A 26,574-nucleotide genomic window follows, 5' to 3' on the forward strand; every position below is an offset into this window, starting at 1 on the left:
GTTGTCGTTTTGTTCTTAGTTTTTGAGAAGGTTTCTTATATCGCTTTTGGTAAATAAAACGAGTTGAACATGTAGCTTTTAAGAGCAGTGTAGAGTTATCGAGTGCTTGCTTTTGAAACGTATAAAACGCAAGAATCGGCTCAAAATACCATTCATTCCACTCGTTTTTAGGTTCGCTTTCAACGCTAAGTGGACTTGATATTCAATTGCGTTGGCGGTTTTAGGTCTTGATACTTGCTGTGGTTACGATTTATGGGGAGCCTCTTTCGTTTTATAATTAACCATCGATTCTATTCTTTCCTATGCCTGCAAAAGTAATTAAAAGTAGCGATATAAACAAGTAAGAACTATGCTTGCCGAATTATTTACACAGAAAGATTGTTCACGAGAATACTTGTTGGTATGGTGTACAAGTTTCTATTTGTTGGTAAGACCTCTTATTTCCCTGTCAAAATCAGAGTCTATTTTTTGTGTCTTATTGAATATATCATATTCATTTTCAGCCTTTTCTTTAGCTTGTAATGCTGAAATATGACCTTTGTCAGGCAGGATTTTATATTGACGGAAAGTAAGGAAAGCATCAACACTCTTAGCGAAATCAGACATCGTGAATGTATTTTCTCGTTCAACTAAATCCTCAACATAATCAAAGAATCCTGTGACAGCTCTCTCTAATTGTCTTATTTGAATCTCAGATAAGTAGTTTTTGGCTATTGTAACATCTGATTTCAATATTCGACCATTTGGAGAATTTTTCCAAGTTGTTAGTCCCATGTGTTCTTGGTTGTGGTCAGCTTTCGTGTAGATAATCTCAGCTGCAGTCTGTCCTGTGATTGCATAGTGAAAACGATTTTGTATCATGGAGTAAAACTCTCGAGTTGTTGGCGCTTGTTTGTCATAATCTGTGCTACATTCTGCATAGATATCTGTTATCTGTTGCCAAATACGTCGTTCGCTTGCGCGGATAGAGCGGATGCGTTCTAAAAGTTCTTTGAAGTAGTCTTTTCCGAAAACATCCTTTCCTTGTTTGAGGCGTTCATCATCTAATATAAACCCTTTATGGATATATTCTTTTAATATACCAGTTGCCCATTTGCGGAAATTAGTTGCTTTAATAGAATTTACACGATAACCAACAGAGATGATTGCATCAAGATTATAGAATGTCAACTCTCTATTTACGTTACGTTTTCCTTCTTTTTGAACTACCGAGAATTTCTCGGTAGTTGATTCTTCATTCAATTCTCCTTCTTTGAAAATATTTCTCAGGTGTAGTCCTACATTATCTACAGTACAATCAAAAAGCTGTGATACAGCTTTTTGTGTCATCCATATAGTTTCATCCTTGACAAGCACTTGTACGTTTTCACCACCTTCAGGACTATTGTATAGTAGGAATTGTATTTCGTTGTTCATTTATTAATACTCTGCTAATAGTTATATTTTTCTATTACAAAAATAAGAATTTGAGGTTAAAAAAACAAGTATTCAGTATTATTCTTTTAGAAATTAAATCACAATGTGAATTATAAGAGGGTATTGTATAAAGAATTTTAAGTTTTGCGTATAAGCCTCGAGCGCTTGCCTTTAAAACGTATAGAGCGTAAGAATTGGCTCAAAAGACCAGTCATTTTACTCGTTTTTAAGCTTATGATGAGCTGATAATTGTTTTTTTATTGCTTTATTTGGACTGATTAAGGTTTGAGAATTATTAGTGTTTGGACAAAACTTTGCACCTATTAGTTTGTTATTATCGTCTTACTACGTTCATTATAATGATTATCATGCTCTCTCTTTTGCCCTTTTTATAGATGTGTTGGTGCTCCGCACATGTGGTGCTGATGCTCCGCACATATCGTGCTGATGGTAAACACCAATGGTGTTGAGCACTAAATAGCTTGCAAAAAGTTCTCGAAATGGGAGCGATGTGTTGTTAGGAAAGAGATATGCTGCCATAAGCAAAGATATCTTCTTTGATAAAGGGAGACTTACGTTTACGAAAACAAAACGAAAAAAGGCAATTATAACGTGTGGTGATTCACACATTATAATTGCCTTTTAAGGTTATCTGAAAAAGCCGATTAGGCTTATCTTATCCCACTTGACTACCTGGCTTCACCTCACCCATAGTTGTTGTTACAGAGAGGGAACCATCGAAGTTAACGGCAGAGAGAATCATTCCCTGGCTCTCGATGCCCATCATCTTACGAGGAGCAAAGTTAGCAACGAAGAGAACGTCCTTACCAGTGAGCTGCTCTGGCTCGTAGTAGGCTGCAATACCACTGAGAATGGTGCGCTCAACACCCGAACCATCGTCGATAGTGAACTGCAAGAGCTTCTTACTCTTCTTCACCTTCTCACACTTGATGATATGTCCTACACGGATATCAAGCTTCTCGAAGTCTTCGAAAGGAATGTCCTTCTTGATAGGTTCAGCCTTGTAGGAAGCGGCTTCGTTAGCCTTCTTAGTCTCTTCCAACTTACGCAACTGAGCCTCGATAGCCTCATCCTCAATCTTCTCGAAGAGCAACTCAGGCTCAGCCAACTGCTTACCAGCTGGGAGAAGGTCGGTAGAACCAAGTTCACTCCACTCATACTCCGTCATGTTTATCATCTCACGGAGTTTCTTACTGCTGAATGGCAAGAATGGTTCGAAGGCAATACTGAGGTTAGCAACGAGCTGAAGCGAGATGTAGAGAATAGTCTCCACACGCTTAGGGTCGGTCTTCCAAAGCTTCCAAGGCTCTGTCTCTGCAATGTATTTGTTACCGATGCGGGCGAGGTTCATAGCCTCTTTCTGTGCCTCACGGAACTTAAAGATTTCAAGATAGGACTCAACTTTCTCCTTAACATCCTTGAACTCTTGGATAGTCTGGCGGTCAATCTCCTCCAATTCACCACAAGCAGGAACCACACCATTCCAATACTTCTTGGTCAATTGCAGTGCACGGTTAACGAAGTTACCATATACAGCAACGAGTTCAGAGTTGTTACGCTCTTGGAAGTCTTTCCAAGTGAAGTTGTTATCTTTGGTTTCTGGTGCGTTAGCAGTCAGTACATAGCGTAGTACATCCTGCTTTCCTTCAAAGTCGCGGAGGTACTCGTGGAGCCATACCGCCCAGTTCTTACTTGTAGAAATCTTATCGTCTTCAAGGTTAAGGAACTCGTTTGATGGTACGTTATCAGGCAAAATATAATCGCCATGCGCCTTCAACATAGTTGGGAAGATAAGACAGTGGAACACGATGTTGTCCTTTCCAATGAAGTGAACAATACGTGTCTCTGGGTCTTGCCACCACTTCTGCCAGTTGCCGAAGTGCTCTGGATCCTTTTCGCAAAGCTCCTTTGTGTTTGAAATATAGCCGATAGGCGCATCAAACCATACGTAAAGCACCTTGCCCTCAGCTCCCTCTACTGGTACAGGAATACCCCAATCAAGGTCGCGGGTCATAGCACGTGGCTGGAGATCCATGTCTAACCAGCTCTTACACTGACCATAAACGTTTGGTCTCCACTCCTTATGATCCTCCAAAATCCACTGCTTCAGCCACTCTTGATAGTCATTCAAAGGCAGGTACCAGTTCTTAGTACGCTTGATGATAGGCTGTGAACCAGAGATGGTTGAGTGAGGATTCTTCAGTTCCATAGGGCTAAGGTCACTACCACACTTCTCGCATTGGTCGCCATAAGCATTTGGATTGCCACAGTGAGGACACTCACCCATGATATAACGGTCGGCAAGGAACTGGTGAGCTTCTTCATCATAGTACTGCTCACTCTCCTTCTCGACGAGCTTACCATCATCATATAGCTTACGGAAGAAGTCTGAAGCAAACTTGTGGTGAGTCTCACTTGTTGTGCGACTATAGATGTCGAAGGAGATACCAAACTCTTCAAAAGAGTCCTTTATCAACTTATGATAACGGTCACATACGTCCTGTGGGGTGATACCTTCCTTCTTAGCACGGATGGTGATAGGCACACCATGCTCGTCACTACCACCAATGAAAGCAACTTCACGCTTCTTCAATCGGAGATAACGAACGTAGATATCGGCAGGAACATATACACCAGCAAGGTGTCCTATATGTACACCTCCATTCGCATAAGGCAATGCTGCGGTAACAGTGGTGCGCTTAAATTTCTTTTCTTCCATATCTGTTTGATTATTTATTATCTACTGCAAAGTTACAGTAAATAAGAGAAACGACAAAAGAAATATAGATAAAAGCCTTAAGAGTGTTATGCAGTTATCATGATTTTGTTTACCTTTGCATCCGTTTTAAGATATAATAAGAATGACACGGGATAACAATTGTAGTGTTTCTGCACGCCATAAACTAAGTTTAATGGGCGTTATTGTAACCTTAGGTATTGTTTTCGGAGATATAGGTACATCTCCTTTGTATGTGATGAAGGCTATTGTTAGGGCTGGAAACCCTGTTAATGCTGAATATATCATCGGTGCAGTGTCGTGTATTATATGGACATTAACCCTACAAACGACTGTTAAATATGTCTTAATAGCCCTTCGCGCGGATAATAAAGGAGAGGGCGGAATACTCGCTTTGTATGCTTTAATACGTCGACATAGTCGTAAATGGTTTTATTTCTTAGCGATTATTGGTGCCAGTACGCTGATAGCTGATGGTGTAATAACGCCTTCTATTACAGTTCTTTCTGCTATAGAGGGATTGAAGGTCTATGAACCAGAGACCCCAGTTGTGCCTATTGCCCTTTGTATTGTTACTGTTTTGTTCTTCATTCAGCAATTTGGAACGAATATGATTGGCAAGTTGTTTGGTCCATTAATGCTCTTATGGTTCTCGATGTTGGGTGTGTTAGGAGCTATGCATATCGGTGATTATATTCCTATTCTGCAAGCTTTCAATCCTTTACATGCCATCCGCTTGCTGACGAGTAACCCAGAGTGGTTCTTAATCTTGGGTGCAGTGTTCCTTTGTACGACTGGTGCTGAGGCCTTATACTCCGACTTAGGGCATTGTGGAATTAATAATATCCGTACGAGTTGGGCCTTTGTCAAGGTCATGTTAATCCTCAACTATCTTGGTCAAGGGGCTTGGATAATTGCACATGTCGATAATCTTACCTCTGGGTTGAACCCTTTTTATGCCATTATGCCCCACGGTATGCTCTTTTTCGGTATCGTCATGGCAACGATAGCAGCCATCATTGCGAGTCAAGCATTGATTAGTGGGTCGTTTACTATCTTCAGTGAAGCAATGAACTTGAAGTTTTGGCCACGTCAGAAGATTAAGTATCCGACCGATGTTAAGGGACAACTTTACATTCCATTTGTCAATATGTCGCTCTTTATCTTATGTGTGATTGTGATACTTTTCTTCCAGAGTTCGGAGCGAATGGAGGCTGCTTACGGCTTGTCAATCACGATAACTATGCTCATGACTACCTTCCTCTTGAGTGCTTATCTTACTATTCGTCGAGTAAATCATTGGCTAACACTTCTGTTCCTTATCGTCTTTGTCGGTTTGGAGAGTATCTTCTTCGTCGCAAACATGGCAAAGTTTATGAATGGAGGTTGGGTAACCATGCTTCTTGCCAGTGTGATGATAGCAATCATGTATGTGTGGTATAATGCCACAACCATTCGTAATTCGCAGATACAGATACGTGATGTTCGTGAATCATTCAGTATTATTTCCGATATTAAGAACGATGATTCAATCCCTAAGTATGCGACAAATATCGTCTATCCCACCAAACTTGGAGGTAAATACGACATCGAACAGAAGATTCTCTATTCAATCATTAATAAGCATCCAATGCGTGCTGACCATTATTTCTTGCTGCATATAGACTATCAAGACAGTCCTTCAACACTGGAGTATGACGTTACCACGCTTGTTCCCGCTACTCTTTATCGTATCAATCTACGGTTAGGATTCCGCATCCACCCACTTGTCAATCGTTATTTTAGGCAGATAATCGAGGATATGGTGGCTAATAATGAGTTCTCTCTTGCGTCATCTTATCCTTCACTGGCTAAGCATAATGTGATGGGAAACTTCGTATTTGTGCTTATTAATAGGATTTATTCAACCTTCACTTCTTTCTCTTTTAAGGAGCGACTTATCATGGATGCCTATGAATGGATCGACCATTTGAAATTGAGTATAACACGTTCTTTAGGTCTGAATACGAGTAACGTCTTGATAGAGAACGTACCACTCACGGTGAAGTCACATGCTAAAAAGGCAGGAAATGGTATTCCAAGGGTTGAAAGAATTGAGGAAAATGGGGACTTTCATTAAAAGCGTTGCTTGTTAATAGAATGAGATTAACCTACATATATGGTATGATTACCCTCTATTAGATGGTTTTAGAACGGCGGATAAACTGCACGATAAACATAATTAGGTGCGATGTTTATCTGCCTTCTACAAACAACTTATTCCCTCATTAGTTGAAGTTTGTAAACTATTTTCATACGGTCCGAAGCCAATACATGCTCTTTTGGCTTCTAAAAGATGCCCAATTGACTTGCAAAAGATGCTCTTTAAGCCCCTTACTAACGCCCTTTTGAAGTCCAATTAAGCACCTTTTACTTTGCTATTTTATAACTAACTGATTTGCTGTTGATTACAAATCCGCTTTTTATATGTGGTTTTGCCGTTATTTATTGATGTCTTATTCGAAATTGTGTAATGATTTTTCAAACCCTTATCTGCAGATTTTCGGAGTCTAAAAAGAAATGATTTTTAATGTCAGAGGATGATAAAAGGACAGATAGTTAACTGTATTAGCTATGTTTTTATTTAATGAGTAACTTCGATTCTTCTGCAAAAGCAATACGGAAGAACCGAAAAGCGAAGAGTAGATAGCTTCGATACCTATAAAGGAGTATCAAAACTCATCCGCTCTTGGGTTATGGGATGGGTGAATTCAAGGTGAGCTGCGTGTAACCAAAGGCATTCAGCTCGTTGTCCGTAGAGGTTGTCTCCTATGATAGGAGTACCCAATCCGTCTGGATGAGCACAATGAACGCGCAGCTGGTGGGTACGACCTGTCAGCGGATAGAGCTCAATCTTCACTGCTTTCAATGTTTCTTTTCCGTATGTTGTCTTACCGATAAGGCGATACTCGGTGATAGCTGGCTTCCCATTAGTTCTATCAACACGCTGCCGAGGACGGTCGTCTGGGTCGGGAGAGAGTGGAAGTTCTATCCGTCCCTCTGTTGGTAAATGTTTGTCAAGGATAGAGAGAGGAAGTAAAGCAACATACTTCTTCTTGACAGTTCGCCTAATAAACTGTGCTTGCAAAGCCTTATGGACCTCAGAAGTACGCGCAACAACGAGTAAACCACTTGTTGCCATGTCTAATCGATGTACCATAAATGCATCGCTCTTACCCTTCCATCGTTCGCAAAGAATACTATAAATGGATGCTTGATTACCTTTCCCAGGAACAGAAAGTAAGCCCGACGGTTTGACAACCACTGCAAGATAATCGTCTTCATAGAGTATTTTTAGCCCTTCAGAAGGTACGGTTTCTGTTTCATTATTTATCCTATCGCACTCCTTATAGTCAACGTCTATCCCTTCCAACATCCACTCCAAGATCGGTTTACACTTTCCATTACAAGCAGGATAGTAGTTTCCATGCTGTCTTATCTCGGTCTTTGGCGATGGTCCCCACCAAAACATTGCCATGCTAATAGGCTTATAACCATGTAGAAAAGCATATTGTAAGAGCTTTGGTTCACAGCATTCACCTGCGCCAGAAGGTGGAAGTAGTGAAGCTGCGAGACTCTCCTTGGCAGCACGTTCAGCAGTATTTACACTTGTTATATGGGCAGCCTTCGTACGTGCAGGACTATTCTTCAGATAGTAATCACGGAAGATATCGAGTAAGTTCTTACGCTCTCCGTGTGCATTGAGCAGTGAGAACTGAGAGAAAAGCCAACGTTGAAGACGATCAGACTTCATTTTTCGCTCTCGTTTCCAAGCTGTTATCTGTTCTTGATAGCTGCTCACAACTGTCTGTGCAGCGGTAATCTGTTCAGCATAAGCCTTTTTCTTACGTTGCAATTCGGCTTTAAGAAACTGGCTCTGACGTGTCATCTCATTGCGTTCTGCCTCTGAAATAAAAGCCTCCTTACGTCGTTTGTCACGTAAGAACTTGGCACCTTGCAGCACTCTCCGTGCTTCTTCGATAGCCTTTTCTGCCTCTTGCTGAATCGATTTTAGGTTTTCCTGTGCCTGTCGATAGGCTGTTGAGGCTTTTAGTTGGGCTATCTTTTGATTCAATTGGGTAATCTCAGCCTCATGAATCTTGAAGTAACCATCGGGCTGGAGATAGTCGAAAACAGCAGGAACAAAGTCTTCTCCCTCATCAGCTATCTGTCCAGAGTAGGCTTGCAGATAGCCAACCTCTCCGTTTCGCTCAACAATCAGAACGCCATACATCTTCCCTTCGATTGGTTCAATAGGGAGATTTGCCTGCAACAGCTTGACTGCTGCACGGCAAAGAGCGTCCGGTTCGTAATCGAAAGGATTATTAAACCGAGCGGGTAGGGGATGTTCTGATAGGATAGGATGGAACTTCATGGTGCAAAGGTAAGGAATAGTTGACAAGTAAACAAGTTTACGAGTAGATGAGTTGATTGTTTTGGAGTTGATAAGTAGACAAGTTGACGAGTGAACAAGTTACTTGCTTTTGAGGAAATATGAAGATTGTTGGAGAAATGAAAAGCAACAATAAAAGGAAAAAGCACGCTTTTCTCTTAGAAAAAACATTACTTTTGTCGCTATGAAAAAATACTTACTTGTATTTCTGATGCTGATATGCTGTGGTCTATCTGTGATGGCACAGCAACAGAACGAAGGTGGGAAGACCCGCCCAAAGGTGGGACTTGTGCTTGGTGGCGGTGGTGCGAAAGGTGCTGCAGCCATAGGAATACTAAAGGAGTTGGAGCGAGAAAAGATTCCTATTGACTATATTGCTGGAACAAGTATAGGAGCGATTATTGGCGGATTATACGCACAGGGCTATCGTGCAGATGACCTCGAAAAACTCTTCCGCTCGCAGAATTGGTTGGCACTTTTGGCAGATAGAGACACAACATTGGTTGGAAAGGTCTATAAAGAGGAAGATGGTGTAATCTATCTCTTTGGCTTTCCTGTGCGTAAAAAGGCTGATGCTGATAAAAATACAGGGTTCTGGATGTTGCATGGTGACCATGTCTATAATTTCCTTGACTCACTCGTCAGTCGTTCTCCAGTACAACGTGGTATCGTTAAGCAGGCTATTCCCTTCTCGTGTGTAGCCTTTGACATCCGTCGTCAACAAGAAATAGTCCTTGATACTGGTTCCATGGCGCGTAATATGCGTGCCAGTATGGCTATTCCCGGTGCGTTCAAACCTGTGCAGATAGACACACTGATGCTGGTGGATGGCGGTATGGGCAATAATCTTCCAGTGGATGTTGTACGAAAGATGGGGGCAGATATCGTTATTGCCGTCGACCTTCAACAGCGCAAACATGATGACTATCGTTCGCCTTTCGGCTTTCTGAAAGGACTGGGAGGTATCTTAGATTGGTTGGCAGAACGTCCTGATATAAAGAAATATAATGTCAATCGCATGAAAGCCGACCTCTATATTAATCCCGATTTAGGTTCTTATGGTGTCACCGACTTCAATGCAAAGGCGATAAAAGCTATCCTTAAAATAGGCGAGGATACTGGTATTCTGTATCGAAAGCAGTTAGGGACGTTCATGAAAGACCATCAATGATGATTTATTTTTATGAAAATAACTTGTAACAATGCTGTTTTAAGGTTTTCAAAACAGCATTGTTAGACTTGATAAAGCATAATTCTAAAAGGCTTAAAGTTATCTTTTTTTAGTTCCACAGCTATCTTGTATACGCTCATAAAACTGTTCGAGAATAATGAGCATATCATCTGGCAAGTAGCTGATTGCCTTTTCGATTATCCATTCTGGCACAGGATAATAGGCTTCGGCAACCGAACCTGCGATGCAAGCCTTCGTGTCAGTATCTCCATCACATAGGACAGCAAGCCGGATTGTTTCCTCAAAACTGTTGCCATCCATGAAGCAACGCAATGCCATCGGTATGGTTTCTTGGCATGTGCTATCAAAGTGTCCTTCAGAACCAATCTTCTTAATATCCCGCATAGGTGGTAACTTATATCCAAAGAACTTCTCAACTTTGCGCTCGACATCCGACTTAGAAAAGCGCATCAAGCGTAGCCAACAGATAGCTTCAGCAATACATTGTGCACCCTTAATGCCTTCGGGGTGGTTATGACTTACGATAGCACTCTTCTTAGCTTCCTCAATTACATCCTCCCACTCGTCGAATAGCCACCCAATAGGGCTGACACGCATCGCAGAACCATTGCCAAATGAATCCGTAGGCTGGGGATTGTCAGCGTTAATCCATTGGTAGAATCGCTTACCATATCCGCCCATCGGGTCTGGATAACGCCGACACCAATCGAGCAGACTGTCCTTGTAATCACGCTCATTCAGCACTGCATCAGCAATAGCGATGGTACAAATCGTATCATCTGTGTAAGAACAATCAGGGGTAAAAAGCTCAAAGCTTTTCAGTGGGGCTGGTCCAAATTCAAAGCGTGAGCCAACGATGTCTCCTATAATAGCACCAATCATAACTTTTCTTCTTTAAGCTCTCCGTTTCTTGAGAGGGAATTGAAAAATACTATGGGGTATATGTTTTCTTTAGGTTGTTAGTAGTAAATCTATATAAAAAATGATAATCAGCCTCTTTACTCTTAACAATGAGAGGGAAAGGCTTGATGTTTAGTACTCCGACCGGGAATCGAACCCGGATCAAAGGTTTAGGAAACCTACGTTCTATCCATTGAACTATCAGAGCGAGTTTTTCGGTTTTGCTTTGCTTCTAACAAGCGAATAGGTAATAACTCTTGTTTGCAAAGATAGAAAAAAAAAGTTATATATATGTTGAAACGACAGTTTTTTTACCTTTTTACTGTTGTTACAGCATGTGATTTGCTGCTAAAAAAGAGTTCTTCCGTTAAATGTATAGATTGGAAATAGAATAAAAGCTCATACTCTAACATGGTGTGATTACTCCCAAATAGATGGTCTTAGAACGGAGGATAAAACTATATGGTAAATGTAATTAGATGCGATTTCTACCTGCCTTCTACAAACAACTTATTCCTATTAGCCTAATTAGGCTATTTGGGCTAATTGGGCTAATTAGGCTAATAACTTATTATTCTGTCATAATTTTTCACATCATAATTTTGAATACATGCTCTTTTGGCTTCTAAAAGACGCCTAATTGACTTGCTAAAGGTGCCCTTTAAGACCCTTACTAACGCCCTTTTGAAGTCCAACTAAGCACCTTTTCTTGTACTACTTTATAACTGATTGATTCCCTGTTTGTTACAAATCTGCTTTTATAGGTGTTTTTGTAGTTATTTATAGAGGGTTTGTTAGAGTTTTTGTAATGTTTTTTCAAAACCTTTTCTACATTTTTCGAGCTATTAAAATGAAAACGTTTTTAGTATCTTTTCCCTAAAAAAAAAGCTGTATCAAGTGGCATTGTTTGCCAGTTGGTACAGCCTGTCTTATAGTTATAAAAGTAGGATTCTCCTTGCTTTTATGCTCCGTGGAAGAGATACTCCTGCTGAATGTCTTGTGTCATCAGTGTAAAGAGCTTCTCTTGTAGACGATCGGCAAGGTCGAGCGCACTGTTAAGAATCTTATCAGAGAACGCCTGTAACAAGTCTTGTGCATGGAGAGGTTGTGTCTTATAGATGCGTAGATACTCTTCTTCCATCTCACGTTGACGTTGGTCGGTCTCTGCTTCAAATTTAGCATACACCTCTTTGATGATAGGAGCATACTTGTTATAGTTGGTCATACCCAATACCATTATCTTGCGGAACTTCCAATAAGCTGAGTCAGCACTTGACTCACCATTACCCTTTGTGTAAGCCTCTGGATAGGAAGTGATGCCCTGATAGAGTGGGAGGAACACACCGAGGTCTGCCATACCCATAGCGACATAATTGACACAACCGATAGCCTGTGGTAGATCTGGGCGTACCTGCAAGAGGTGGGTCTGTGTGGTACGGAAGATAGAGACAGGACGGTAAGGTTCCTGAGGATTACTATTGAGATATGGGTCGTGCTCCGTATTGTCGTAGTGGAAGCGGAATGCCGTGCGGAGTTCGGTCAGTGTGACCTTATGAGCAGCCTTAGCAAAGACAGGGAAGGTGTTCTTTGTTACGTCATTCTTAATCTTTGGAGAGAAGAACTGCTGCAAACCCCATACACGTGGGTAGTTATAGGTAGTGTCGAGTTTGATATCACGTGCGTAAGCCTCATGGAAATCAAAGGCACCCTGTGCTGGATTGTAAAGTCCATGCTTCTCAGCAAACTCAATCAAGTCGGCTGATGCGAGGTAATTTTCCTTATCATTAGGGTCGTATGTGCGGAAACGGCTCTGGTTACCAGTTACGAAATACTGATCTTTTGGCATACGGCAAGCCAACCAACGATGGCCGCAAGCTGTCTCCAAGTACCATATCTCCTTGCTATCTACAAAGCCAATGCCGAAGCCTTCAGCAATACCATATTTCTCGATGAGCATACCCAATCGCTCAACACCTTCGCGGGCGGTGTGGACGTAAGGTAGGGTAATGTTGAAGACAGAGTTCTCTGCCACACCATTCTCTACCAATGGGTCGTGTTTCAATACCTCGTCACTACTAAAGATACTCTCCGTAGCACTCATTCCTACGCCTGCTGTGTTGAAACCAGCACTGCCCCAATGACCGTGAAGATTATACGGAGAAAGGGCAGAATAGCCCAAAGCCTTCTCTGGGAGTTCGCAACGGAAAGGACTATCCTTTGCAACGAACTCACTTGGACCATTGTCTGTACCCTCAAATATCTCGTAGTTCTTAGCTTCCATAGCGTCCCAGTCCTCTGAACGCGCTACTATCATAGAACCATCAGCAGTCTGTTCTTGACCAATGATGATGGTTGTACACTCTGAAGGAAGTTTGTGCTCAATTTGCACTTTGTTTGTTTTCATAAGCTTAAGAGTCTTAGTTCTTATTGTTAATTATTGATGACAAAAATAATAAATATTCGTGGAAGTGGTGTAAGAAGTTAGGATAAAAAAGGTAAATAAGTGGGGTTATGGTGCAAAATACCCATATATAGTTAATACTATTGTGTCTTTTATAGCGTTCGAGGTTGGAATATAGAGGGAAAAGTGTTATTTTTGCAGCGTGTGATATATGATAATAATGTTTGCTGAAAGGTGTTAAACATGTGATTATGAAGAAAGTTAAGTCTCTTGTCTTTTTGTTGAGTCTTTGTATGATACTTCTTTCTTGTACCGATAAGAAGCCTGTTAGTCAGGCGCAGGAGTCGTCTGTACAGCAGGAAGATAGTGTGCCTGTAAAGAAGGTTGATAGTGTTAAGGTTGCAAAGAAGACACCACTAACATATAAGATTCTTGTTCCTTTTAATTATCGTTTATGTAATCCAGATACGATAATCAACCAGAATTGGGTTGAACTCTATAAAGATGGGAAGGATTATTATGTTGGTAAAGCTCGGTATGGTATTGAGATGAGAGAGGATCCGTGCTCAAGTACTATTCCAACATACCTGGCAGAAAAGCGAAACACGATATTGTTTGTCAATCAGTTGCCAATAAAGAAGGGGAAAGTTAAGATTGCTGATGTTGCATTCTCAGATACTACTTACCTGGAGCCAGGCTCTGTAAGGAATTTTACTTTTGCAGGAAAGCATTACAAGTTAGAGGCAAAGGCGCAGGGAGAAAGCCAATTAAAGAACTATACATTATTGCTGAATGGAGAACGAATAGTTAGGGAGGCAAGGGTCGATGCAGCAAGTTTTGCACTTCTGTTTGCTGGTGACTTGGATGGAGATGGGAAGTTAGACCTTGTTCTTTCCTTACCTACAGATTATGAGGAACTCCGTGTTGCCTTGTTCTTATCATCTTGTGCGCCCCCTGGTTTGCAAATGGGTAAAGTCGCAGAGATAGAGGATGACTTCAGTTGTTAAGCCCTTCCTGTTTTTTATTCGTTGTAGAATGGATATTAGATAAAAAGTATTATATTTGTAAAGTGTTTGAAACAGAGATAAAAAGATATGATGAATTGGTAGCAGAGTATCAAGAAAAGATAGTGCTGCCAATGGGAAAGAAGGCGTTTAGAGAGTATTCTGAAATCCTTTTTTCCTGCCATAGCTGTGGTATAGAAGGATCTTCTTTCTCAGTGGATGATACACGTTGTCTGTTTGAAGAACAGTTAGGCTACCATCCAGTTGGTAAGTCTTTGTTGGAGTGTCAGGAGATGGCAGACCACTTTGCAGCATATGAATGGATGCATAATCATTTAGATCACCCTTTTGATGTTGAACTATTGAAGACCATCAATAGGTTGGTAACACTTCGTACGCTCACCTATAAGCAGGCAGATGCCGTACCTGGGGAGTTTACAACGGTAGATATGGCAGCGGGTGATACGGTCTTTGGCGAGCATGAAGGATTGGTGGCACAGGTACCACGACTGATGTCTTCAACAGCTGAGATGATGAAACGTGGAGAACTTCACCCTATGGTGCTTTCTGCTCGGTTCCATGGTTTCTTCGAATACTTACACCCTTTCCGTGATGGGAATGGGAGAACAGGTAGGTTGTTGTCCAACTTCATCTTGCTACGTCATGGTTATCCTGAATTGATTATACAGAAAGAAGATCGACAGGAGTATATTGCTGCTTTGCGAGCCATACGTATGGAAGGGACGGATGAACATCTAATTGCTTTCTTCTTTAAGGCAGCTACAAAGCAAATGGAATATGCTTTGGCTCAGAAGAAGCAGAATAGTCGTACAATGTTCTTCTTTTAGTGGTCTACTTTCTTTTATATTTAGTGTGTAAAGTGTGCTTTTATTTATATATAATCTCATTTTAATTATTTACACATAACTCGTTAACTTGTCAACTCGTAACCTCGTCAACTATAAAAAGATATGCTTCAGGAAAGTCCAATACAACTCTTACAACGTCAACGTTTACTGCTTCAAATGGAGTATTATGCCGAGAAAGAAGCCTTCAGAAAGCAGACTGAGACTGTTGGTATGCAGCGGAAAGTGAAGCGAGGTGACGCTTGGTTCCCATTAAGAGTGGGAAAACGGTTTTATAATGGACTTAACCAACTGTGCATTGAGGTGTTTCGTACACAGGATGGGGATATCGAACATAACTTTGAATGTGGTAGACCACTCCTTTTTTTTAAGTTTATTGAGAAAGGGGAGGAGACTCCTAATAAGGCTGTTCAACTGAAATACTATGGTTTTACAGGTACGGTATCTTATGTAGAGGGCGACAGAATGGTTGTTGCTGTCCCTGACTCTGCACCTTTATTAGACCTACAATCAGCTTCAGAGCAGATTGGATGTCAATTAGGTTTTGATGAAACGAGCTATCAAATGATGTTCGATGCGTTAGACCGTACCATGAAAGCAAAGGGAAATAGACTTGCCTATCTTCGCGATTTGTTCTATTCACGACAGAAGGTTGAGAAGTTCTCCTTTGCTCCGATTCGATTACCTTGGCTGAATCCGACACAAGAAAAGGCTGTCAACGAGGTGTTATGGGCAAAGGATGTGGCGGTAGTTCATGGTCCACCGGGAACAGGTAAGACAACAACATTGGTCGAAGCGATCAACGAAACACTGATGCGGGAGAGTCAGGTTATGGTTTGTGCGCAGAGTAATATGGCTGTTGACTGGATTTGTGAGAAGCTTGTCGACCGTGGTATCAATGTCCTTCGCATTGGTAATCCTACTCGAGTGAACGATAAGATGCTGGGTTTTACATACGAAAGGAAGTTTGAAGCGCATCCAGACTACCCACAGTTGTGGTCGATTCGGAAGGCTATTCGTGAACTGAGGAACAACAGAAAGAAAGGTTCTGAAAGCTATCATCAGAAGATGGATAGACTTAAGAGCCGTGCAACAGAGCTTGAAATACGTATCAATGCCGAGTTGTTTGGAGAGGCACGTGTCGTTGCTTCCACCCTTGTTGGAGCTAACAGTAGGATAATGGAAGGTCAGAAGTTCACGACTTTGTTCATCGATGAGGCTGCACAAGCCCTTGAAGCGGCCTGCTGGATAGCTATTCGTAGGGCATCGAGGATTGTCTTTGCGGGTGATCATTGCCAACTTCCTCCGACGGTAAAGAGCATTGCTGCGCTGCGTGGAGGCTTGGGTAAGACCTTGATGGAACGCATTGTTGAGAACAAGCCAGAGGTTGTTACGCTGTTAAAGGTGCAGTATCGTATGAATGAAGAGATTATGCGCTTCTCGTCTGATTGGTTCTATGGAGGGCAGGTGGAGACCGCTCCACAGATTAAATACCGTGGCATCCTTGATTATGATAATCCAATGGTGTGGATTGATACGTCAGATGAAACCGTCGTAGCATCGTATGATTTGACGGAAAGTAACGCTAATTCGGTCTCTTCTCAGTCAAATAACGATAAGGAAAACGCCTTCCACGAACAGTTTGTTGGCTCTTCTTTTGGTCGTATTAATAAAGGAGAAGCAGGGCTAACACTCAAGACTTTAAAGGATTATTTCACAAAGATAGGCAAGCATAGAGTGTTGGAAGAACGGATAGACGTGGGAGTTATTTCTCCTTATCGCGCTCAAGTGCAGTATCTTCGCAGTCTGATTAAGAAGCGAGAGTTCTTTAAGCCTTATCGAAGTCTTATCAGTGTGAACACCGTTGACGGCTTTCAAGGACAGGAACGTGACGTGATTCTTATTTCTCTTGTGCGTTCCAATGATGATGGTCAGATAGGTTTCTTGCGTGATTTACGCCGTATGAACGTGGCCATAACACGTGCCAGAATGAAGCTGATTATCCTTGGTAATGTCCAAACAATGACCAAACACGAATTTTATAAGAAGCTGTGGGAGAGCCTTCCACAGTCCTGAAAGTATCTATTCTATTAGCCCAATTGGCCTTATTAGGCTAATTGGGCTAATTCTTTATTATTGCTGTCCGGTAAAAATAAACTGAAAGCTCTGTATCTCTTTATCCATCGGTGTTGCAGCCGTTTTACTTATCCATGGGCTTGGCTTTCAGTTTTAAACTGTAAGCATTATAAAATGCGCTTATTTTGACAAGGAAAGCCCTATAATAACCAAATAAATTAATGAAATCATAAGTTTAAGCCTATTTTATCTAACACAGATAACTCCCAAAAGTTTTATCGGACACCAATAATTCTTTATAAGCCCAATCCTAAAACTTTTTCATTTTAAGACTTCGAGAAATATGTAAATAGGAATTTGAAAAATAATTACATAATTTCAAAGAAAACATCTATAGCTAACGGCAAAACACATATAAGAAGCAGGTTTGCAATCAACAGAGAATCAATTAGTTACCAAATGACAAAATAAAAGGTGCTTAATTAGACTTCAAAAGGGCGTTAGTAAGGGTCTTAAAGGGCACCTTTTGCAAGTCAATTAGGCGTCTTTTAGAAGCCAAAAGAGCATGTCTTGGTTTTGAACTGTGTGAAAATAGTTTATAAAGAATCAATATCATAGGAATAATTTGTTTGTAAACGACAGATAGACATCACACCTAATTACATTTATTACATAGTTTATCCGCAGTTCTAAAACCATCTAATTGGGAGTAGTCATACCATGTATGTAGATTAAACTCATTCTATTAACAATCTACGCATTTAGCGGAAGAATCATATTTTTTGTTTAATTACACACTGAAAAGTGGATTTATATCAATTTTTTATTTACTTTTGTGTCATAAAAGGAAATCTACTATGTTACAACGAGATTATTTTATTCGTTTGATAGAGGAATTTAATGCTGCTATCTCACGCTTTCTTACGAAGAAAGATGATGACCTGAAGCGCGATAAGGACTTGAAAGACCTTTACAGACAGTATGTTGGAGAGTATGATGATTTACGTAATCTCTCCGTTGATGAGCTGTTGACATATGCCAAGGAGCAGTGGGAAGAGGAGGAACGGATAGACAAAATCAATATGGTTGCAGAGTTGCTATATGCTGAAGCAAGCTACAAAGTGCAGCCTTTGCGGCAGATGCTGATGGAGAAATCATATAGGTTATTCGACTATGTTGAGGCGAATGGCTCTACATTCTCTATCAATCGACGTCAGAAGATGGAGGCTATGCGACAAGAGTTAAGTAATAAGCTCTCTCAAATAGATTGATGTTTGAGCGGGTAGATACGAAGGAGAATTATTTAATATCATAATAATATCAAGCTAAACCTAAATCACATCATTATGCTTGAGAAGAACATTAGAGAACAGATTATCGAGTTGATACACCAGCAGGTAGTACCTGCTGTGGGTTGTACAGAGCCAATGGCTGTGGCATTGTGTACTGCACGTGCTACAGAGTTGTTAGGTCAGAAACCAGAACATATTAGCGTGTTGCTCTCTGCTAATATTCTGAAGAATGCGATGGGAGTCGGTATTCCTGGAACGGGAATGATTGGTCTGCCTATTGCCATTGCCCTCGGTGCTTTGGTGGGTAAGTCAGAATATCAGTTGGAGGTTATCAAGGACCTCACACCTGTTACTTTGGAGGCTGGCAAGACATTTATCAGTGAGAATCGAATTGATGTCAAACTGAAGGACGGTATCACCGAGAAACTATACATAGAAATTACTTGTGAGGCTGAGGGACATCGTGCGACAGCCATCATCATGGGTACTCATACGAATATTGTCTTTGAAGAGAAGGACGGTACTGTTCTGCTCGATAAGATGCAACCCAGCACAGCTGCTGTCGAAAAAGCACCCCTTTGTCTGAACCTCAATACGGTATGGGAGTTTGCTACAACTACTCCTATCGATGAGATTGAGTTTATTCTTGAGGCAAAACGTTATAATCTTCGTGCTGCAGCTGAGGCTTTGAAGGGAAACTACGGACATTGTTTGGGTAAGATAATGGACCGTCCTTTGAGTCGTGGAATCTTTGGTAATAGCATCTTCTCACATGTTATTGCAAAGACTGCTTCTGCCTGTGATGCCCGTATGGGTGGTGCTTTGATACCAGTGATGAGTAATAGTGGTTCTGGAAATCAGGGCATCTGTGCAACCAACCCAGTGGCTGTTTTTGCGAAGGAGAATGAGAATACACGTGAAGAACTTATCCGCGCACTTACTTTGAGTCATCTTACGGCTATCTATATCAAGCAGAGTCTTGGTGCACTCTCTGCCCTTTGCGGTTGTGTTGTGGCAAGTATTGGTTCCAGTTGTGGTATTACTTATCTGATGGGAGGCAATTATATCAATGTCTGCCATTCAGTAAAGAATATGATAGCCAACCTTACGGGTATGATTTGTGATGGTGCGAAGCCAAGTTGTTCACTGAAGATCTCATCGGGAGTGTCAACAGCTATCCTTTCTGCAACGCTTTCCATGGAGGGCAAGCACGTAACGTCTGCAGAGGGAATCATTGATGAAGATGTTGATAAATCTATCCGTAACCTAACAAGTATAGGTAAGGAAGCGATGTGTATTACCGATGATATGGTATTAAATATTATGACACATAAGTGCAATTAAAAAGACTATTGCACTTTCAACTCAGTCTTATTGTCGAATTATTTTCATGAAAAGAAATATTTTTTGTCGTGAAAATAAATATTTATCTTCATGAAAAGAAATTCTTTTTTTCATGAAGATAAATTGTTTTTAGTCGTTTTGTAGTATCGAATGGATGTCATTTCATCCTACGCTCGTTCGTAGGTTACAATCTTGTTAACATACTTCTCTACCTTTACAACACGTATGTTCTCTGGGAGTTTTGGCGCTTCGATACCTTCGTTAACCGTGAAAGGAGCCGATTCTATGCGTATCTCGTCCCATAGTCCTGCATCCAAAAAACTCTGTAAAGTCTTTGTACCACCTTCCACGATGAGACTTTGCTTCTTTTCAGCATAGAGATGGGACAGCACTTCAGCAGGTGTTGTGTATTCTCCAGCTTTTGTCGGTTGACTTGTCAGCACCAATTTCTCTGGACTTGGACCGCTCCATTCCCTTACTGTCAGCTGTGGTTGTTCTAATTCTTCTGTTGTTTTCCCAACGAGAATCGCATCATTTTCCGCCCTCATTTTATGTACTAACATCTTTGTAAAGGGGGTAGAGATAATCAATGGCTGATAGTCTTTGCCTGGCAAGTTGCCAATGTAAGGCACAGAAGGATTTTTAGTACAAGTAGTTACACTTTCTTCAGTGCTATTCAATATACATATTTCCTCAGGGGTATCTCGGTGATTACTCCCCTCCCTATGGGGGAGGGGTAAGGGGGAGGGGCTGGCTGGTGTGTTGAATGGCGTGTTTGATAGTCTACTTTCTGCCTGCGCCCACTTCAATATCACATAAGGTCGTTTATGTGTGTTATAAGTTATAAACCGTTTATTCAGTTCTAAACACTCTTTCTCCAATACCCCCACGGTCACTTCTATCCCTGCTTCGCGAATCTTCTTTACTCCACGTCCTTGCACTTCGGCAAAAGGATCGATACAACCGCATACCACACGGCGCACACCCTTACTGATAATCAAGTCGGCACAAGGAGGTGTTTTCCCATAATGAGAGCAAGGCTCAAGACTGACATACACCGTTGCTTCACGTAGCAAAGCCTCGTCCTCTTTCCTTACAGATGCAAAAGCGTTCACCTCTGCGTGCCCTTTGCCACAGCGTACGTGGTAGCCCTCGCCGATAATCCTACCCTCCTTGCTCACAATGACCGCACCAACCATTGGGTTAGGCTTAGCAAGCTGTTGTCCATTACGAGCTAATTGCAGGCAGCGACGCATGTATTTTTCGTCAGTTTCTTCTTGTTTCATTTCATTAAAATTCCTATCTTTGCAGCTATGACATACCAAGATTTATGGCACAGACTCACTCCCATGTACGATGACGGTGAGGCACAAGCAATTGTTCGGCTTGTGTTAGAGGTGCAGTTTGGCATTACGCTGACCGATATATATACGGGCAAAGTTAATGAATTATCCCGAGAAGCGGAGGAGGAATTAGAGAAAATCATCCTTCGTTTGGAGCGTTCAGAGCCAGTACAATATGTTTTAGGACGTGAAACCTTTTGTGGGCGCACATTTCATGTGGCTCCGAGCGTATTGATTCCACGCCCAGAGACTGAGGTACTGTGCCGTTGGATAGAGGATGATTACAACCTACCTTATTGTGCTTTGCAGCCTCCTGCACCTCTGCAGGTCTTAGATGTGGGGACGGGTAGTGGCTGTATTGCTGTTACGTTGGCTGCTAATCTGCGCAACTCGGCTGTTACGGCGTGGGATATATCGGGTGATGCACTACTCGTTGCACGTGAGAATGTACACCAATATCAGGTACGTGTGGAGCTAAAAATGGAGGATGCGCTTCATCCTTCAGCAGCAGCTATGCAGCAAAAGTTTGATGTTATTGTTAGCAATCCGCCTTATATTTGCGACAAAGAACGGACAGACATGGCAGGGAACGTGCTTGCGTATGAACCAGAAACAGCGCTCTTCGTTCCAGACGATGACCCGCTACGCTTCTATCGGGCAATCGCTGAGTATGGTGTGCAGGCATTATCGGCTGATGGGGTACTTTATTTTGAGACCAATCCATTGTATATTAATGACGTGAAGGAGATGTTAAACACGTTAGGTTATAAGCAGATAGAACTGCGAGAAGACCAGTTTGGTAAGCTCCGATTCACAAAAGCCATCCGACCATGATACAGAAACGACCCATATTAGAGCCACAAGCCCTGAAGAAACTTGCCGATTTATGTGCGAAAGGTGAGCATTGCTCTGGCGAGATGTTAGAGAAGATGCGCAAATGGGGACTATCAGAAGATGCGCAAGCGCGTATTATGGAGAAGTTGATAACGCTGCATTACGTTGATGATAGCCGTTATACGGAGTCTTTTGTGCATGATAAAATCCGCTATAACAAGTGGGGAAGGCGAAAGATTGAGCAGGCGTTGTGGATGAAGAAAGTCGATAGTGCCATCTCTTCGCCTATCCTTGATGCTATTGAAGATGAAGAATATCTTGAAGTCTTGCGCCCATTGTTAGCGAGTAAGTATCGTACTATTAAAGCAGAGAGCGATTACGAGCGATCAATGAAGTTGATAAAGTTTGCGATGGGACGTGGTTTTACGATGGATTTAATCCGCAGGTGTATAGATGAAGGAGTCGTTGCTGCGGATGATGATGTTGACTTCGTAGACGATGACACAGACGATTAGTTTATTGGCTCGCCTGATAGACACCCTTGCCCCTCGTCCTTGTACGGTTTGTGGTAGGCGTCTGACTGTTACGGAAGAGGTGATGTGTGCTTGTTGTAATCATTGTCTCCCTCGTACGGGCTATGCAAAATCAGGTTATGACAATAAGCTTGTGCGCCTCTTTTGGGGTAGGATTCCCATAGAAAAGGGTACAGCCTTTTTCTTTTATAAAGCCCATTCTGACACCAGTCGTTTGCTTTATCAATTGAAGTATGGCGGACATCCTGAGATAGGTGAGCGACTTGGGCGTATTGTTGCAGCAGAGTTTGCTCATGATGGCTTCTTCGATGGAATCACAGCCGTTGTTCCTGTGCCACTTGCTCGGCAGCGTGAGCGAGAAAGAGGGTATAATCAAAGTGTGGAGATAGTGCGTGGTATCAGTGCAGAAACTGGTTTGCCTGTCTTAGATAAGGTCTTAGAACGTATCAGTTTTCATGGCAGTCAGACGCAGAAAGGCCGTTGGGAACGAAATGAAAACGTAGAGAAAGCCTTTCACCTCCTCGATGCTTCCCCCTTAAACAATCAACACATTTTGTTGGTTGATGATGTAATCACGTCAGGTGCTACACTCGTTGCCGCTGCTAAAGAACTCCTTAAAGGGACGAATGTCAAGATTAGTGTCCTCTCACTTGGCTTTGCGAATAATGATTAAGCTGTCTCATTATTCCTTGTTTTATTATTGTTAGTCTATAAGTAGTACTCATCTTCGCAAGTAATTAATAGTTAACAGTATCAGTTTTTGGTGGCAGATATGGATATTTTTCTCCCTCTTCTATTATTGTGTTGATGGTCCGCACGTGATGTGTTGATGGTCCGCACCATTGGTGCGGAGGCTTAACACCAATGCAATTTGTCGTCGGAAAATTTGCGTTAGAGGATTGTTTGGAAGGGTTATACTACTCAAAGCAAATAAAACTATTCTTGTATTTGATAGGAGTAACATCTGTTCTTGTTATCTTCTTTTATAGTCTTTTTATCCTTTAATCTCAGAAAAAATGTGTAAGTTTGCAGTTAGTATATAACCATAAACTATCAAGATGGAAGATTTAAAGAAAGTCTTTGCAGGCAAACTGCTCGGAATTAAAGCAATTAAGTTGCAACCTAATGACCCATTTACATGGGCAAGTAGTTGGAAGTCACCATTCTATTGTGATAATCGCAAGACGTTATCGTTTCACGATGTACGTTCGTTTGTGAAGCTCGAGTTAGTTCATGCTATCCTTGAGAACTTCCCTGAGGCTACTGCTGTGGCTGGTGTTGCTACGGGTGCTATCGCACAGGGTATGCTCGTTGCTGAAGAGTTGGCATTGCCATACGCATACGTTCGTCCGAAACCAAAGGACCATGGTATGAAGAATCAGATTGAAGGCGAACTCCCTGCAGGCTCTAAGGTTGTTGTTGTAGAAGACCTTATCTCAACTGGTGGCTCTTCTTTGAAAGCTGTTGCAGCACTTCGTGAGGCTGGTTTTGAGGTTGTGGGTATGGTTGCTTCTTATACCTATGGTTTCCCAGTTGCTGAGGAGGCATTCCGTGAGGCTAATGTAAAGCTTGTAACGCTCACCGATTATGAGCATGTTGTAGAGAAAGCCCTTGAGACTGGTTATATAAAGGAGTCTGAGGTTTCTATGTTGCATGATTGGCGTAAGGACCCAGCAAACTGGAGAAAGTAATTTCTAAGTATTCCGCTGGAAGTAAAGATTTTTATTTCTTAGGGATTGATTGAATATAATTTTATGTAGAGGGCGCATCCTTCGTGCGTCCCTACAGGTAGTTATAAACTTCTATTCCAAGCTGTTCAGCTTTCTTCCAGTTCTTTTCTCTTAAACTCCCCAATAAAGATTATCAATGACAAAGTTTGAAAGTAGCGTAAAGCAAATTCCTCATTCTCAGCAGTGTGTATACAACACGCTGAGCGACTTGAATAATGTACAGCGTCTGAAGGAGCGTCTCCCAGAAGGTTCTACGGGTAATGATGAGATGGATAAGGTCAAAGAAAGATTGCAGAATATCACCTTTGATCAGGACTCCTTGTCTGTGAATGTTGACCCTGTTGGTCAGATTTCTATGCGTATTATCGAGCGTGAAGAGCCTAAGACGATTAAGTTTGAGAGTGCTAATTCGCCATTATCCTTTAATTTCTGGATTCAGATACTGCCTGTTACAGAGTCTTCTTCAAAGATGAAACTCACGATAGATGCCGATATTCCTTTCTTTGCAAAGAGTATGGTGTCAAAGCCTTTACAAGAAGGTATTGAGAAAATTGCCGATGCGTTGGCAATGATTCCATTCGAATAAGACGTTTACCTCCTTCCTAAGGGAGGAGGACTTGGTGAGTTTTGTAAAGATAAAGAAGTAAGGTATGAAGAAAGTAGTTCAGTCTGTTTTGTTAATGCTTGTAGTACTATTGTCATCTTGTGGTGATGTAGTTGACTATGAGTATAGTAGTCATCGTAACTTCTTTACCTTTCACAACGAGACACATCAAGACCCCATCCTTGCCTCAGCGATGAATCCTTTATCGCCGGGTGTGTATTGTACGATAAGAACTAATGTTGTCAGTGGTCGTTATTGTTTCTTCTTTGAGAACAATCAAGGACTGAAATCAAGTGCACCTGTGTGGTTTGATGGGATTGATCTTAGGTTGGAGAGTTGGAAACATGTGGGCTTGAACAATGGACTTATTGTTGGTTATGGCAACTTGGACAACCCTTCTCCTTTCTATGCTTACGACTTACAGTGCCCTAATTGCTTCAATACGAATACACTTCCTTTGCGTTCTTACGAGTTGAAGATAAGTAGTGATGGCTTTGGTACTTGTAATAACTGTCATCGTAAGTATAACCTTAACACTGGCGGAAATATTGTTTCGGGTGATAGTGGTAAGAAATTGATACGCTATCGTGCAAGAAGTACGGAACCATATGGTGTTTTGGGGGTAAATTAAGGTAATTAGCCTGATTGGATTAATAGGTTCAATAGGCGTAATAAGACTAATAAATAAAAAAACTTGCAAAACCTTTGCCAGTTCGAAGATTTAGCCTTATCTTTGCAAACGGTTTGCCGCAATGGTGGAATTGGTAGACACGAGGGACTTAAAATCCCTTGGCCAGTAATGGCTGTGCGGGTTCGAGTCCCGCTCGCGGCACTTCTTCTTAAATCCTATGCGCATGAAGCGAATAGCATACATTCTTTTGTTCTCCCTGCTGTTAATTTCTTGTGGTACCCGTAGCGGTTACTTCAAGATGGAGGGACGCTTCTTGCATATGAATCAAGGTGAGCTTTATGTGTATAGTCCCGATGGTGGTATTGCGGGTTTGGATACCATCAAGATTGAGGCGGGTCGTTTCTCTTATGAGAAGCCTTGTAGCAAACCTTCTACGTTAATTATCATCTTCCCTAATTATTCAACACAACCAATCTTTGCTGAATCGGGCGAAGCGGTTGAGGTAAAAGCGGATGCTTCCCACTTGAAAGAGATGGAGGTAGAGGGCACGGAGGATAATGAACTCATGACTAAGTTCCGTAAACAGATAGCAAGTGTCTCTCCTCCAGAGGAGTTGAAGTATGCAATCGCATTTATCAAGGACCATCCAGAGTCTGCTGTGAGTGCGTATCTACTCAATCGTTATCTTGTTCAAACAGAATCTCCTGACTATAAACAGGCTGCAAAGCTTTTACCTTTATTGATAAAAGAACAGCCCGATAATGCCACTTTGGGTCGTCTTCAACGACATCTGTCTGAGCTTGGCTCACTGCCAGTCGGTAGTAAGATGCCTAAGTTCTCAGCTAAAGATGTCAATGGAAAGACGGTTAATAACACGACTTTTCAAGGAAAAGACGTCGTTATTATCAGCATATGGGCAGCATGGAGTTACGAGAGCCTTGATGTCCAACGTGCGCTGAGTGATGCAGTGAAAGCAGGAAAGATAGCTGCTTTGGGCATTTGTGTAGATGCCAACCCTAAGGAGGTAAAGCAGACTTTAGAGCGTGATGGGATTGAGTTTTCCAATGTTTGTGATGGAAAACTACTTAATACACCACTGCTCAAAACCTTTGGTCTTAATACTATACCAGATAATATCGTCATTCGCAATGGAAAAGTAGTCGAAAGAAACATCACTGCTAACACCATCCGTCAGCGTTATGGCGCCGAATAAAAACT

The 26,574-nt window shown here is 41.7% G+C and carries 20 protein-coding genes and 2 tRNA genes; 15 read left to right on the top strand and 7 right to left on the bottom strand.

Annotated features, from left to right (window positions below):
* Positions 1–417: 417 nt before the first annotated feature.
* Both J4861_RS12435 and metG read right to left on the bottom strand, forming a co-directional pair.
* Entirely contained in the window at positions 418–1,416 is a 999-nt protein-coding gene (locus J4861_RS12435) for a virulence RhuM family protein (RefSeq protein ID WP_211817087.1), read from the bottom strand.
* 676 nt (positions 1,417–2,092) lie between these two features.
* A complete protein-coding gene (gene metG / locus J4861_RS12440; RefSeq protein WP_211817088.1) occupies positions 2,093–4,156 on the bottom strand; it encodes a methionine--tRNA ligase in 2,064 nt (687 codons plus the stop codon).
* Positions 4,157–4,298: 142 nt separating this feature from the next.
* On the opposite strand from metG, the gene J4861_RS12445 reads away from it, so the two are divergent.
* Positions 4,299–6,293 carry a KUP/HAK/KT family potassium transporter gene (locus tag J4861_RS12445; RefSeq protein ID WP_211817089.1) on the top strand — a complete coding sequence of 665 codons (1,995 nt, stop codon included), beginning with the start codon at positions 4,299–4,301 and terminating at the stop codon, positions 6,291–6,293.
* A gap of 579 nt (positions 6,294–6,872) precedes the next feature.
* Here the strand turns inward: J4861_RS12445 and J4861_RS12450 are convergent.
* On the bottom strand, positions 6,873–8,588 hold the full coding sequence (locus J4861_RS12450) for an RluA family pseudouridine synthase (RefSeq protein WP_211817090.1): 1,716 nt from the start codon (positions 8,586–8,588) through the stop codon (positions 6,873–6,875).
* 202 nt (positions 8,589–8,790) lie between these two features.
* Here J4861_RS12450 and J4861_RS12455 point away from each other — a divergent pair, with 202 nt between their 5' ends.
* The gene (locus J4861_RS12455) at positions 8,791–9,777 is read left to right on the top strand and encodes a patatin-like phospholipase family protein (RefSeq protein ID WP_211817091.1); all 987 of its coding nucleotides are present in this window, start codon (positions 8,791–8,793) and stop codon (positions 9,775–9,777) included.
* A gap of 99 nt (positions 9,778–9,876) precedes the next feature.
* On the opposite strand, the gene J4861_RS12460 is transcribed toward J4861_RS12455, so the two are convergent.
* The 3 genes from J4861_RS12460 to J4861_RS12470 all read right to left on the bottom strand — a co-directional run bounded on the left by J4861_RS12460 (position 9,877) and on the right by J4861_RS12470 (position 13,102).
* Positions 9,877–10,680, bottom strand: a complete 804-nt coding sequence (locus tag J4861_RS12460; protein WP_211817092.1) for an ADP-ribosylglycohydrolase family protein — start codon at positions 10,678–10,680, stop codon at positions 9,877–9,879.
* Positions 10,681–10,834: 154 nt separating this feature from the next.
* Positions 10,835–10,906 (bottom strand) — tRNA-Arg (locus J4861_RS12465).
* Between the two features lie 753 nt (positions 10,907–11,659).
* Entirely contained in the window at positions 11,660–13,102 is a 1,443-nt protein-coding gene (locus J4861_RS12470; RefSeq protein WP_211817093.1) for a C69 family dipeptidase, read from the bottom strand.
* A gap of 248 nt (positions 13,103–13,350) precedes the next feature.
* On the opposite strand from J4861_RS12470, the gene J4861_RS12475 reads away from it, so the two are divergent.
* From J4861_RS12475 to J4861_RS12495, 5 genes are all read left to right on the top strand, one after another.
* Positions 13,351–14,106 (top strand): FG-GAP repeat protein, encoded by a 756-nt coding sequence (locus J4861_RS12475; RefSeq protein ID WP_211817094.1) that lies wholly within the window; start codon positions 13,351–13,353, stop codon positions 14,104–14,106.
* Between the two features lie 62 nt (positions 14,107–14,168).
* The gene (locus J4861_RS12480; protein ID WP_249110857.1) at positions 14,169–14,951 is read left to right on the top strand and encodes a Fic family protein; all 783 of its coding nucleotides are present in this window, start codon (positions 14,169–14,171) and stop codon (positions 14,949–14,951) included.
* Positions 14,952–15,074: 123 nt separating this feature from the next.
* On the top strand, positions 15,075–17,045 hold the full coding sequence (locus tag J4861_RS12485; RefSeq protein WP_211817095.1) for an AAA domain-containing protein: 1,971 nt from the start codon (positions 15,075–15,077) through the stop codon (positions 17,043–17,045).
* An 857-nt stretch (positions 17,046–17,902) separates the two neighbouring features.
* Positions 17,903–18,316 carry a hypothetical protein gene (locus J4861_RS12490; protein WP_211817096.1) on the top strand — a complete coding sequence of 138 codons (414 nt, stop codon included), beginning with the start codon at positions 17,903–17,905 and terminating at the stop codon, positions 18,314–18,316.
* Between the two features lie 75 nt (positions 18,317–18,391).
* Positions 18,392–19,681, top strand: coding sequence for an L-cysteine desulfidase family protein (locus tag J4861_RS12495; RefSeq protein WP_211817097.1), 1,290 nt, complete (start codon positions 18,392–18,394; stop codon positions 19,679–19,681).
* Positions 19,682–19,848: 167 nt separating this feature from the next.
* On the opposite strand, the gene ribD is transcribed toward J4861_RS12495, so the two are convergent.
* Entirely contained in the window at positions 19,849–20,967 is a 1,119-nt protein-coding gene (gene ribD, locus J4861_RS12500) for a bifunctional diaminohydroxyphosphoribosylaminopyrimidine deaminase/5-amino-6-(5-phosphoribosylamino)uracil reductase RibD (RefSeq protein ID WP_211817098.1), read from the bottom strand.
* Between the two features lie 27 nt (positions 20,968–20,994).
* Here ribD and prmC point away from each other — a divergent pair, with 27 nt between their 5' ends.
* From prmC to J4861_RS12540, 8 genes are all read left to right on the top strand, one after another.
* A complete protein-coding gene (gene prmC / locus J4861_RS12505; RefSeq protein WP_211817099.1) occupies positions 20,995–21,858 on the top strand; it encodes a peptide chain release factor N(5)-glutamine methyltransferase in 864 nt (287 codons plus the stop codon).
* Positions 21,855–22,373 (top strand): regulatory protein RecX, encoded by a 519-nt coding sequence (locus J4861_RS12510; protein ID WP_211817100.1) that lies wholly within the window; start codon positions 21,855–21,857, stop codon positions 22,371–22,373. The genes prmC and J4861_RS12510 overlap by 4 nt, the downstream gene beginning before the upstream one ends.
* Positions 22,357–23,064, top strand: coding sequence for a ComF family protein (locus tag J4861_RS12515; RefSeq protein WP_211817101.1), 708 nt, complete (start codon positions 22,357–22,359; stop codon positions 23,062–23,064). Before J4861_RS12510 ends, J4861_RS12515 begins: the two co-directional genes overlap by 17 nt.
* A 385-nt stretch (positions 23,065–23,449) precedes the next feature.
* Entirely contained in the window at positions 23,450–24,082 is a 633-nt protein-coding gene (gene pyrE, locus J4861_RS12520) for an orotate phosphoribosyltransferase (RefSeq protein WP_211817102.1), read from the top strand.
* A 175-nt stretch (positions 24,083–24,257) separates the two neighbouring features.
* The gene (locus J4861_RS12525) at positions 24,258–24,707 is read left to right on the top strand and encodes an SRPBCC family protein (RefSeq protein ID WP_211817103.1); all 450 of its coding nucleotides are present in this window, start codon (positions 24,258–24,260) and stop codon (positions 24,705–24,707) included.
* 64 nt (positions 24,708–24,771) lie between these two features.
* Positions 24,772–25,356 carry a hypothetical protein gene (locus J4861_RS12530; protein ID WP_211817104.1) on the top strand — a complete coding sequence of 195 codons (585 nt, stop codon included), beginning with the start codon at positions 24,772–24,774 and terminating at the stop codon, positions 25,354–25,356.
* Positions 25,357–25,471: 115 nt separating this feature from the next.
* Positions 25,472–25,557: transfer RNA gene (locus J4861_RS12535), tRNA-Leu, on the top strand.
* A gap of 16 nt (positions 25,558–25,573) precedes the next feature.
* On the top strand, positions 25,574–26,569 hold the full coding sequence (locus tag J4861_RS12540; protein ID WP_211817105.1) for a TlpA disulfide reductase family protein: 996 nt from the start codon (positions 25,574–25,576) through the stop codon (positions 26,567–26,569).
* Positions 26,570–26,574: the final 5 nt, after the last annotated feature.

Source organism: Prevotella melaninogenica, from assembly GCF_018127925.1.
Classification (GTDB): domain Bacteria; phylum Bacteroidota; class Bacteroidia; order Bacteroidales; family Bacteroidaceae; genus Prevotella; species Prevotella melaninogenica_C.